This window comes from Streptomyces cavernicola, assembly GCF_029968035.1.
In the GTDB taxonomy this organism is placed as follows: domain Bacteria; phylum Actinomycetota; class Actinomycetes; order Streptomycetales; family Streptomycetaceae; genus Streptomyces; species Streptomyces cavernicola.
On record NZ_JASCIQ010000055.1, the window covers coordinates 37877 to 49287 of the forward strand.

Sequence of the window (11411 nt, forward strand, 5' to 3'; positions counted from 1 at the left end):
GAATCGGTGGCGCTCCTCGGCGTTCTTATCTGACACGGGAAGCGGAGAACAAGGAGTATCAAAGACGGCGGCGGGTGCAGATCACCTGATGAATAACGGGGTTGTCGGCGTCTGGGGCGCTGAGGAGCTGGATGTCGTCGACGACAAACCCGGTGTCGGTGAGCAGGTGTTGCCACACCTGTGGGGTAAGTACCCACATTTGAACGGGAATTGGTGGGTCCTGGCGCAGGCGGACCTCTTGCGCACGCGGCGCGACGGTGGTGGATGGCCCCTTCCCGTTCAAGTCCGTGTGCAGAACGGAGAACACCAACGGATCACCAGGGTGCAGTCCCAGACGTAGTGCGGGCAGCGATTGGTACGGATCGATGTATGCGAGCGTGCCGATCGCGTACGCCGCGTCGTAGAGCGGTGGCTCGGCACCGTCGAGATGGCTGACAACGTCGCTGCAGAGGGACTGCACGCCGGGCTCGGCACCCAAGTTGGCGACGGCTCGGCTGTGTTGGGTCGGGGACAGCTCGATGCCGGTGATGTGAGCGCCGTATGTGCGGGCCAGGTGAGCGGCGTGGAAGCCGGCGCCTGATCCGATGTCGAGCACTCGCTTGCCGGTGATGTCGCCGAGCACCTCGGCCCCCGGGCCGACGTCCTTCCATGGGCCCCAGGAGATGCGCTCGGGGACGGGTGGTACGTAGGCGTGCTCCAGTTGGCGCCGACCGTAAAGGGTCCAGCTCTTGGCGTTGAGGAACGCCGGGGAATTGCATCCGATGCGCGATTCGGAATCGGACGGCCTCGGTACCTGCGGCATCAACGTACCGCCAGTGAAACGAAGTTGGGGTGGGCTGAGCTGCCCTCTTGATGTGGATCTCGCATCTGCTGCACGATTCACGCACTCTCTGAAAGCGAGGGAGCGTGACGACGACCGATCTGCCCACGGGCTCCGCCAAGTTGGTTTTGCTCAACGGAGCAGTGCTGCTGCATCCCGAAGACATGGTCTTTGAGGCGATGCTGGAAGGCTGGGCACGCCAGCAACGGGGCGGCCGACGCCTGCAACAGAAGACGATCAACGACCGCGCGCGTGTCGTATGCCGTTTCAACAGCTTCGCCGAGGCGTACCCGTGGACCTGGTCGGCCGCAGCCATGGACGAGTGGACGACCTACCTGATCGCGGAGCTCCACCGGGCGGAGTCGACCATCCGCGCGTACCAGACCGCGATCAGGCTCTTCTGCGACTACATCACCTCGCCGTACTACCAGTGGCCGCAAGAGTGCGAGCTGCGCTTCGGCACCCACCCGGTGCAGATCTGCCACGAGTGGAACACCGCCGCCCACCTCGTCGACTACGAGGGCGAAGCCGCTCGCCGCCCGATGACCCGCGAGGAGATCCAGTACTTCCTCGACTACGCCGACGCCCAGGTCGAGCGGGCCATCAGGCTGGGCCGCAAGGGCGCCCTGGCCGCGTACCGGGACGCCACGGTCTTCAAAGTCATCTACGGCTGGGGGCTGCGCTGTTCGGAGTGCGCCCGGCTGGATCTCGCCGACTGGTACCGCAACGCGAAGGCGCCTGAGCTGGGGCGGTTCGGGTCGCTGCACGTGCGCTGGGGCAAGCGCACGCGCGGCTCGCCGCCCAAGCGCCGCACCGTGCTGAGCGTGATGCCCTGGGCCGTAGAGTCGGTCGACGACTACGTCAGCAACATCCGCCCCCGGTACACCAAGGCGCCGGCCGCGGTGCTGTGGCCGACCGAGCGGGGCGGACGGCTGCAGGTGCGCGATATCGAGGACCGGTTCGCCGCCTACCGTGACGCGCTCGGCCTGGACGGCGACCTCGTGCCGCACTGCCTGCGGCACAGCTACGTCACCCACCAGATCGAGGACGGCGCCGACCCGGCCTTCGTCCAACGGCAGGTGGGGCACCAATACGCCTCGACGACCGCCTTGTACACCGGCGTCAGCGGCGACTTCATGAACACGATGATGCGCACCGTGCTGGACAGGGCGCTGCGCGGCGGGCAGTGAGGAGAAGTGGTGACGCAGAAACTCGACTACCGGTGGCACCTGCGGGAGGTCATGGCCACCCAGGGCATGTTCTCGACGACCGACCTGCGGCCCAAGCTGGCCGAACGAGGCATCGATCTCTCGCCCAGCCAGGTCTATCGGCTGGTCACGGAACGTCCCGAACGGCTCAGCCTCAAGACGTTGATGGCCTTGCTGGACATCCTGGGCTGCTCGATGGACCACCTCATCGAGCCCGTCGCCGCCCGCGGATCCCGTCGCCAGGCCGCCGCGAGCAGCGCCCCGATGCCGGCCGAGGCGGACGGTGTCGGGGAGTTCCGACCCAAGCGGGCCCGCGTCGTACGACCCGAGGAGTAGCCGGTGCCTGCTGCTGAACTGCCGCGCCACGCGATCGACCCGGAAGCGATCATCACCGAAGCGGTCCTGACGATCGAGCCGCACTTGGATGCCGAGACGGTACGCAGGGTGCTCGCGGCGACCCTGCGCCGCGCGCCCCAACGCCGGGCCCTGGCAGCGATGTTGGTGGGGGACCCGCAGTGGCTGACGGCCGGGCGCCCGCAGTCGCCGCGGCTGCTGGAGCGGCTGGTGCGAGAACTGCGGCACTGCGGTGCTCACCAGGTACGAGAGCCGCGCTGCGGACGGTGCGGGCAGGCCCGGCCGCTGAAGGCCCTGGAGGCAGATGGGCGCACCCGGATCTGCGGCGCCTGCGCCGTGCGCACCACGACCCGGGACACCGCCTGCGCCGTGTGCGCAACCCGGTCCGTCGCCTTCCGCGACCGCGACGGCCGGCCGTACTGCAAACGGCATCCGCCCGAGGGCGGAGCGCAGCCCCTGGATGCGGTGTGCTCCGCGATCAAGCAGGCATGTCCTGGCCTTTCGATGGCCACGATCGCCGGGCGGTGCGGGAAGTGGAGCCCACCGGGCACCGCCAGCGTCAGCTGCTGTGGGCCCTGTCGGACCATCCGGACCTGCTGACCGGCGGCGGCGCCAAGGGCCCGGTCAGGACGACCGCGCTGATCAAGGCGCTGATTCGGCGCGGGGCCGAGGGCCTGGTCGTTCCGCCGTGCCCGCGGTGTGGGCGCACCGTGGCGCTCACGAAGGTCGTCGACGGCGTGCGCTGCTGCCAACGGTGCCGGACGGAGACGAACGTCGCCGAGTGCTCCGCCTGTTGCCGTCGGCGCCCGGTGATCGGGCGGACCTTCGACGGCCGCCCCCTGTGCGGCACGTGCCGGCGTCGCGACCCGCTCGCCCAGCGCACCTGTGACCGGTGCGGCCGGCGCCGCCCGATCCACGCCCGCGTGGACGACCAGGCACTGTGCGGCCGCTGCTACACGCCGCCCACGGCGACCTGCGTGCGCTGCGGTGCGGAACGTCCCTGCCTCTACATCGATGCCGGCACCCCGACATGCGATGCATGCCGCCACAAGCTGCGCCCACGCGAAACCTGCTCGGGCTGCGGACGCGAGCACTACGTCAGCTACCGCACGCCCGACGGACGAGGCTGGTGCACCCTGTGCGGAGCCAAGCGCCGTCCCTGCGCCAGCTGCGGCAAGACGGTTCGCATCAACACGCGTGCTCCCGACGGCGCGGGGCTGTGCACGACGTGCTGGCGCAGCCATCCCGCCAGCAAGCGGGCCTGCCGCGCGTGCGGAGAAGTGACCCACCTCGTCGCCGCGGGACGGTGCGCCCCCTGCGCGGCGCACCACCAGCTCCATGAACTGCTCAGCACCCACAGCCGCGTCCGCCCGGACGTCCAGCCCGTCCTCGACGCTCTGCTGCGCCGCGATCCCCAGGCGATGATCTCGTGGCTCTCCCGCCGCCCCCAGCGGGCCACCCTCCTGCGCGCCCTCGCCGCCGGGCATGGCCCAGTCGGCCACCAGACGCTCGACCAGCTGGGCCCTGCCAAGATCGTCAACAACCTGCGGACCATCCTGATGGCCGGCGGCGCCCTTCCCCCGCGCGACGAACGGCTCGCGGCCCTGCAACGCTGGATCCCCACCGCTCTCGCGCGCGTTCAGGAAGCAGAAGCACGTCGCGTCCTTCATTCCTTCACCACATGGCATCTGATGCGCCGTCTTCGAGCCTGCTCGAAGCGCCGCCCGCTCACCTCGATGCAGGTCCACCAGGCCCGAGCGCAGGTACGCCATACCGTGCGCCTGCTCAACTGGCTTGCCGAGCAAGGCGCCACGCTCCGCGCCTGCACCCAAGATCACATAGATGCGTGGCTGGACCAGCGGCAGACGCACACGCACGTCTACACCTTCGTCGGCTGGGCCAGCACCCGCGGCCACACCCAACTCCTGCGCGTGCCCCTGCCCGTGCCCATCATCAAGGCCGACCTGCTCGCCGCCGACGCCCGTTGGGCCCTCGTGAATCGACTCCTCCACGACCGCGGCCTGTCCGTCCGCGACAGGACAGCTGCCCTGCTGGTGCTCCTGTTCGCCCAACCCTTGACGCGGATCGTCACCCTGACCACCCGCGACATCCGCCTCGACGGACCCAACCTCGCCCTGCAGCTCGGCAACGTACCCGCCCAGATGCCACCACCGCTGGACGCCTACCTCCGCGAACTGCACGACCAGGCGGTCCAGACCGGGGCGCCACCAGAGGTCCGTTGGCTTTTCCCGGGCCGGTTCCCCGGACAACACATCAGCAGCGACTACCTGTCCCATCACCTGCGAAAGCTGGGATTTCCCGCGCGTATCGCCCGCAGCACCGCCCTGATAGAACTCGCCGGCGAACTGCCCGCCGTGGTCGTCAGCCGTCTGCTCGGCCTGTGCCAGACCACCGCCGACACCTGGCAGCGCATCGCAGCTGCCGACGACGCCGTGTACGCCACCGTGCTTGTCCACCGACAACGAGGACGCCGAACTCCCTGACCCCCGGACCTCTACCCGCCGTTCGGGCACCAGCAAATTGGCAGAAGCTGTAAGTGGCAGGACGAATACGCCGCACTCAAGAGGATGGGTACGTCCCGCCCCTTAGCTTCCGTCATCGCCTCCTCTCCCCATGGCCACCAGTCCACTGGATTGGAGGCGTGCTGGAGTAGGTAGGGCGACTACTCATTGGCAAGTCGGTTCCTAGGTCGTGCGGCTTGTGGGAAATCCACGCCGGGTACCTCACGCGGTTGATTCTGTCGGTCTACGGCTGCAACGTCCCGCCGGCCTTTGCGTCGGAGGCGGGAATAAAGAGGCACGTTCGTGGTCTGCGGGAAGGGCTGGTGCCTGCGTCAGGGCCGCGCGCGGGAATGTGCCCACGCGCGGCCCGCGCGACCCGGACTCTTCGCTCAGGACTTCGGCATGAGGACGCTGTCGATGATGTAGACGTTGGCGTTGCCGGTCTTGACGTTGCCGCAGACGACCTTCGCCGAATCGTTCACCTTGTACTCCTCACCCGAGCCGGCGGTGGTCAACTCGCCGCCCTGGAGGGTCTTGAACGTGCCGTCCTGGAGTTTGTCCGGGGTGATCCGCTCACCCACGACGTGGTAGGTGAGGATCTTGGTGAGCTGTGCCTTGTCGTTGAGGACCTTGTCGAGGTCGGCCTTCGGGATCTTGGCGAAGGCGTCGTTGGTCGGGGCGAAGACCGTGATGTCCTTCGCGTTGTTCAGGGTGTCGACCAGACCGGCCTTCTTCACCGCGGTGACCAGCGTCGACAGGGCCGGGTTGTTCGATGCGGCGGTGGCCACCGGGTCCTTGGCCATCCCGTCGAACGAGCCCGCGCCGTCCTTCGGCACCGACGCACACGCCGGACCGAACGGATCGTCCATGCCTTGCGCAGTGGCCGATGTGGACAGCGCCACCGAAGCGGGCAGTGCCAGGACGGCGGCGGCGACGAGAACCTTGCGCACGCGTAGAGCAGTCATGATCAAACCTCTCCGGGCGGTGGAGGACTCTGGGAACCCTCCGCACCCTGGGTCGGCTGTGAAGCCGGGTGGCAGCGGAAGGCCGAGGTTTTCGGCCTGACGCTCTGCTTCCACCTACGGGTAATTCGGAGCCGTCGTGGCGGCGGATGTGTCGGATTCTGGATCTTTCCCAGGTTCTGGTTGCCGTCCTGCAGAGAAGCTCACCACCCTCGGCCATGGCGGCGCGCGAACGCGTCGTGCTCGTCGCCGAGGTTCCTGCGCGGGTGTGGCAGCGGACTGTGCCCACGCGCGTGGCGAGCCGGCGAGATCCTGTAGGCGCAACCGCCTGCGAAGCCGCCCCCCTGCGGCGAGGTCTCGAAGGCGGCGGGTTCCCAGGGTCACCGGCCGACAGGTGCCGGCGTGCCGCAGCAGGTAGGGCGACTCCTCGTCGGCCAGGCACGCCGTGCCGGGGCGAGTGGCGGGCGTGAGGTCGAGGACTCGCCCGTCGGCGAGCGTGACCATGCGGATGTCGATTTTCGAGGGCCCCGTCGCCGCGTGCTGGGTCATGGTGCGCAGCCCTCTTCGGCGCTGCCAGGAAGGGCGACCAGGTTGCCTTCCTCGACACCCTGGGCGTCTGCTCACTCCTTGTGCCCGCGCTTGTGAACGACATAGTGCCCCGCGCGTGGTGGCCGAGTGTGCTCTCGCAGCGGGTGCTGATGCGTGCATCCGGATGCGGCGGTCGTTCCGAAGTATTGAGGTGGAGAGCGGCAAGTTCTGAGGAGGGAGTCATGGGCGAGCAGGTGAACGGTCAGGTGGACAGTGCGGTCCGGCGTCGGATTCGGTTGCACTGTCTCGTCACCGGGGCCTCCGGATACATCGGCGGGCGGCTCGTCCCCGAGCTGCTCGACGCGGGCCACCGTGTCCGCTGCCTGGTCCGCACCCCCGGCAAGCTCCGCGACCACCCCTGGGCCCCGCGGGTCGAAGCCGTACGGGGCGACGTCACCGACGCCGAGTCCGTCGCCGCCGCCCTACAGGGCATCGATGTCGCCTACTACCTGGTGCACGCCCTCGGCACCGGACCGGACTTCGAGGAGACCGACCGGCGCGCGGCCCGCGTCTTCGCCGAAGGGGCGCACGCTGCCGGGGTGCGCCGGATCGTCTACCTCGGCGGGCTCACCCCGCGCGGCGTCCCCGAGCACAACCTCTCGCCCCACCTGCGGTCCCGTGCCGAGGTCGGCCGGATCTTCCTCGACGGCCCCGTGCCCGCCGCCGTGCTGCGGGCGGCCGTGGTGATCGGGTCCGGTTCGGCGTCCTTCGAGATGCTGCGCTACCTGACCGAACGCCTGCCGGTCATGGTCACCCCGAGCTGGGTGCACACCCGTACGCAACCCATCGGCGTCCGTGACGTGCTGCGTTACCTCGTCGGCTCGGCCCGCCTGCCCGCCGATGTGGACCGGGCCTTCGACATCGGCGGGCCCGACGTCCTCACGTACCGGGACATGATGGCCCGCTACACCGCCGTCGCCGGGCTGAAGCCGCGCGTCATCGTCCCCGTCCCGGTCCTTACGCCCCGGCTCTCCAGCCACTGGGTCGGGCTCGTCACGCCCGTCCCCGCGTCCATCGCCCGCCCGCTCACCGAGTCGCTGCGGCACGAGGTGGTCTGCGACGAACACGACATCGCCCGGTACGTGCCCGACCCGCCCGGCCGCCCGCTGCCGTTCGACGACGCGCTGGCCCTCGCCCTGCGGCGGGTCGGGCAGGCGCAGGTCGCCACCCGCTGGTCGTCCGCCGGGGCGCCGGGCGCGCCGAGCGACCCGTTGCCCACCGACCCGGACTGGGCCGGCGGCAGCCTGTACGAGGACGAACGCGAACTCCCCGTCGCCGCGCCCGCCGAGGCCCTGTGGAGGGTGATCGAGGGGATCGGCGGCGACAACGGCTGGTACTCCTTCCCGCTCGCCTGGGTCGTGCGCGGCTGGCTCGACCGGTTCGCCGGCGGGGTCGGGTTGCGCCGCGGACGACGTGACGCCGAACGGCTGCGGGCCGGCGACTCCCTGGACTTCTGGCGGGTCGAGGAGATCGAACCCGTCCGGCTGCTGCGGCTCCGCGCCGAGATGCGGCTGCCGGGTCTGGCCTGGCTGGAGATGCGTGTCGACACGGACGAGCAGGGGCGCACCCGGTACCGGCAACGCGCCCTGTTCCATCCCCGCGGGCTCCTCGGGCACGCCTACTGGTGGTCGGTCTCGCCCTTCCACGCCGTCGTGTTCGGGGGCATGGCACGCAACATCGCCCACGCCGCGGCTGGCGGTCGTGGCACCGGCGCCTCGCGGTCGTCGTCCGGTTCGCCGGTCGAGCGCATCCGACGGGCGGCCGGCCGGCGAAGAGAGCGGTGAAGAGTCCCCTCGTACCACCACCCCCTGGAGTGGCGAAATGACCGTCGCGGTCGTCCTGTTCACCGCGGACCTGCGTCTGCACGACCACCCCCCGCTGCACGCCGCCGTGCGCGCCGCGGACGAGGTCGTCCCCCTGTTCGTACGCGATCCGGGGGTGCACGCTGCCGGTTTCGACGTGCCCAACCGCCGGGCGTTCCTCGCCGACTGTCTGACCGACCTCGACGAGCGGCTCCGGCACCGGGGTGGCCGCCTCGTGGTGCGGACCGGCGCCGTCGACCGGGAGGTGCCCGCCGTCGCCGCCGAGTGCGGGGCCACCGAGGTGCACATGGCCGCCGCCGTCACCGGGTACGCCCAGCGGCGCGAGCAACGGCTGCGCGAGGCGCTGGCAGCGCCGGGGGTGACACTGCACGTCCACGACGCCGTGACCACCGCCGTCGCCCCCGGCGCGGTGACACCCGCCGGGTCCGGCACCGACCACTACGCCGTGTTCACCCCCTACTTCCGTCGCTGGTCGCAGCTGTCGTTGCGCGAGCCGCTGCCGCCGCCGCGTACCGTGCGTGTCCCCGACGCGTCGCGCGGCGAGGCCCCGTCGTCGGCCACGGACGTCGACGCGACCTCGCCCGGACTCCCCGAGGGCGGCGAGACGGCCGGCCGCGCCCTCTACGCCCGGTGGTGGTCCGGCGACCTGTCCGGGTACGAGGACCAGCACAACGACCTGGCGGGCGACGCCACTTCCCGCCTCTCGCCCTACCTCCACTTCGGGGCCCTCTCACCCCTCGAACTCGTCCAGCGCGCCCGCGCGCACGGCGGCCCCGGTGCGGAGGCGTTCGTACGGCAATTGTGCTGGCGCGACTTCCACCACCAGGTACTCGCCGCCCGCCCCGACGCGGCCACCGTGGACTACCGCACCCGGCACGACCACTGGCGAGGCGAGGACGACGCGGCCGAGGACATCGCCACCTGGCGGGACGGACGCACCGGCTACCCGGTCGTCGACGCGGGCATGCGCCAACTGCGCCACGAGGGCTGGATGCACAACCGCACCCGCCTGCTGACGGCTTGTTTCCTCACGAAGACCCTGTACGTGGACTGGCGCATCGGAGCCCGGCATTTCCTGGACCTGCTCGTCGACGGGGACGTCGTCAACAACCAGCTCAACTGGCAGTGGGTGGCGGGCACCGGCACGGACACCCGCCCGCACCGCGTTCTCAACCCGGTGGTCCAGGGCAAGCGCTTCGACCCGCGCGGAACGTACGTCCGCCGGTGGGTGCCGGAACTCGCCGATGTGGAGGGCCGGTTGGTGCACGAGCCCTGGCGGCTGCCCGGCGAGACCCGCGCCGGGCTCGGCTACCCGGAACCGCTCATCGACCTCGCCGACGGCCTGACCCGCTTCAAACGGGCCCGCGGCCGCGACTGACGAGCCATCAGCGCGCGGTCTGATCCAGGCACTCCAGACGCAGCCGCAGCGCGTGCATCCCCCGGCGGGCGTGGCTCTTGACCGTGCCGAGCGGCAGCCCGGTGCGGGCGGCGATCTGTGACTGGGGGAGGTCCGCGTAGAAGGCCAGCTGCAGAACCTCCCGCTGCGCGCGGGGAAGCCGGCTCAGTTCGTACTGGACCAGGACACGGTCCACGGCCTGCTGCGCCACATGCCCCTCCGGCAGCCGTGGCTCCACGTCCTGATCCGACCGCACCGCGTCCGCGAGGCGGGCCCGACGGGCCCGTGCCGCGAGCGCGTCCGCGATCTTGTGCCTGGCGATACCGACCAGCCAGGACGCGGCGGTGCCCCGCTCGGGACGGAACCCGCGGCGGTCGCGCCAGGCGGCGATGAAGACCTGCTGCGTCACATCCTCGGCTTCGCAGGGGTCGCCGAGCGCCCGGCGCGCGAGGGCGTGGACGAGGCCCGCCCACTGCTCGTACACCAGCCTGCAGCCGTCCTCGTCGCCTCGCAGGAACGCCTCGACGATCAGCTGATCGTCCCGAGGCCGCAGCGTCGTGGCCATCGTCAGCACTCCCTCAGCACTCGCCTCGTCGCGCCTGTCGTCAGAGTGATCGCGAGGAGATCCCGTCCACAAGATGCGTCGTTTGTGCATCGTTTAGCCTGGAAGGTGGCGGTGTAGTCGGTGACGGCGATGAGGAGGAGGGAACGTGAGTGCTTCCGCCGAGGCCTCTCGGGCCTCACTGACCACCGGGGCGCTCGCCCGGAGGCTCGGTGTCGCGCAGACGACGCTGCGCACGTGGGAGCGTCGTTACGGCATCGGCCCGAGCCACCGCGAGCAGGGGCGTCACCGGCGCTGGTCCCCCGAGGACGTGGCCAGGTTGGAGCACATGTGCCGGTTGACCGCGCAGGGTGTCACGCCCGCGGAAGCGGCACGGCTGGCGATGGCGGACGACGGCCGGGCGCCGGGCCGCCCCACGGCGGCAGCGCCGCGGCCCCGCGCTGAAGGCCGAACTCCGGGCGGCTTCCGCGATCTGCCGCTGGGCCGGGTCTGGCCGGAGAGCCGAGGCCTGGCGCGCGCCGCCGTGCGACTCGACGCCTCGGCGGTGCAGGCCGAGCTCCGCTCCGCGATCGACGCGTACGGGATCGTGGTGGCCTGGGAGCAGATCATCGCCCCGACCCTGCACGCCGTGGGCCGTAAGTGGTCGACGTCGGACGAGTCGTACGTCGAGGTGGAGCACCTCCTCTCCTGGCATGTGTCGGCCACGCTCCGCTCGGCGGTCACCCCGGCCGCGGACAGTCGCCGACCGATCCTCCTGGCCTGTATGCCGGACGAGCAGCACAGCCTGCCGATCGAAGCGCTGTGGGCGGCCCTGACCGAACGGGGCCTGCCCACCCGCATGTTCGGGGCCGCGCTGCCGAAGGAAGCCCTCCACTCGGCGGCCCGGCGCACCGGGCCGGGCGCCGTCGTCCTGTCGTCACAGTCCCGTGGCACCGCCGACCTGGCCGTGGTCCGCGCGCTCCGCACTCTTGAATGGGGCGTACGCGGCGCCCGCAGCCATCCCCTGGTCCTGCTCGCGGGACCGGGCTGGGCGGGCACAACCCCGGAGCCGGGCGCGAGCCGCCTCACGGGACTCGCCTCCGGCCTCGCCCTCCTTGAATCGTTCTTCCGCACGGGCGCACAGCCGATGCCGTCGACGCTCAGTCGACGGTGACGACGACGGAGTGCCATCCCGAG

The 11411-nt window shown here is 70.7% G+C and carries 10 protein-coding genes and 1 pseudogene; 7 read left to right on the plus strand and 4 right to left on the minus strand.

The features are described 5' to 3' along the window. Positions 1-58: 58 nt before the first annotated feature. On the minus strand, positions 59-802 hold the full coding sequence (locus QIS96_RS34620) for a class I SAM-dependent methyltransferase (RefSeq protein ID WP_282546814.1): 744 nt from the start codon (positions 800-802) through the stop codon (positions 59-61). Between the two features lie 104 nt (positions 803-906). On the opposite strand from QIS96_RS34620, the gene QIS96_RS34625 reads away from it, so the two are divergent. The 4 genes from QIS96_RS34625 to QIS96_RS34640 all read left to right on the plus strand — a co-directional run bounded on the left by QIS96_RS34625 (position 907) and on the right by QIS96_RS34640 (position 4886). Continuing rightward, positions 907-2010: a tyrosine-type recombinase/integrase gene (locus tag QIS96_RS34625; RefSeq protein ID WP_456316904.1), complete on the plus strand. Its 1104-nt coding sequence runs from the start codon at positions 907-909 to the stop codon at positions 2008-2010. A gap of 9 nt (positions 2011-2019) precedes the next feature. Beyond that, positions 2020-2364 carry a helix-turn-helix domain-containing protein gene (locus QIS96_RS34630; RefSeq protein ID WP_282546815.1) on the plus strand — a complete coding sequence of 115 codons (345 nt, stop codon included), beginning with the start codon at positions 2020-2022 and terminating at the stop codon, positions 2362-2364. A gap of 3 nt (positions 2365-2367) precedes the next feature. Continuing rightward, positions 2368-2982 (plus strand): hypothetical protein, encoded by a 615-nt coding sequence (locus QIS96_RS34635; RefSeq protein WP_282546816.1) that lies wholly within the window; start codon positions 2368-2370, stop codon positions 2980-2982. Between the two features lie 323 nt (positions 2983-3305). Further along, on the plus strand, positions 3306-4886 hold the full coding sequence (locus QIS96_RS34640; RefSeq protein WP_282546817.1) for a hypothetical protein: 1581 nt from the start codon (positions 3306-3308) through the stop codon (positions 4884-4886). Between the two features lie 26 nt (positions 4887-4912). Here the strand turns inward: QIS96_RS34640 and QIS96_RS34645 are convergent. Both QIS96_RS34645 and QIS96_RS34650 read right to left on the minus strand, forming a co-directional pair. Continuing rightward, positions 4913-5116: pseudogene (locus QIS96_RS34645) on the minus strand (DUF255 domain-containing protein); the annotation flags it as partial. Between the two features lie 177 nt (positions 5117-5293). After that, on the minus strand, positions 5294-5869 hold the full coding sequence (locus QIS96_RS34650; RefSeq protein WP_282546818.1) for a fasciclin domain-containing protein: 576 nt from the start codon (positions 5867-5869) through the stop codon (positions 5294-5296). A 767-nt stretch (positions 5870-6636) separates the two neighbouring features. Between QIS96_RS34650 and QIS96_RS34655 the strand changes: the two genes are divergently transcribed. Together QIS96_RS34655 and QIS96_RS34660 are read left to right on the plus strand one after the other, a co-directional pair. Beyond that, the gene (locus tag QIS96_RS34655) at positions 6637-8238 is read left to right on the plus strand and encodes an SDR family oxidoreductase (RefSeq protein ID WP_282546819.1); all 1602 of its coding nucleotides are present in this window, start codon (positions 6637-6639) and stop codon (positions 8236-8238) included. 37 nt (positions 8239-8275) lie between these two features. Continuing rightward, on the plus strand, positions 8276-9655 hold the full coding sequence (locus QIS96_RS34660; protein WP_282546820.1) for a cryptochrome/photolyase family protein: 1380 nt from the start codon (positions 8276-8278) through the stop codon (positions 9653-9655). A 7-nt stretch (positions 9656-9662) separates the two neighbouring features. Here the strand turns inward: QIS96_RS34660 and QIS96_RS34665 are convergent, their stop codons facing one another. Continuing rightward, on the minus strand, positions 9663-10238 hold the full coding sequence (locus QIS96_RS34665) for a sigma-70 family RNA polymerase sigma factor (RefSeq protein WP_282546821.1): 576 nt from the start codon (positions 10236-10238) through the stop codon (positions 9663-9665). 145 nt (positions 10239-10383) lie between these two features. Here QIS96_RS34665 and QIS96_RS34670 point away from each other — a divergent pair, with 145 nt between their 5' ends. Next, positions 10384-11388, plus strand: a complete 1005-nt coding sequence (locus QIS96_RS34670) for a MerR family transcriptional regulator (RefSeq protein WP_282546822.1) — start codon at positions 10384-10386, stop codon at positions 11386-11388. Positions 11389-11411 lie beyond the last annotated feature (23 nt).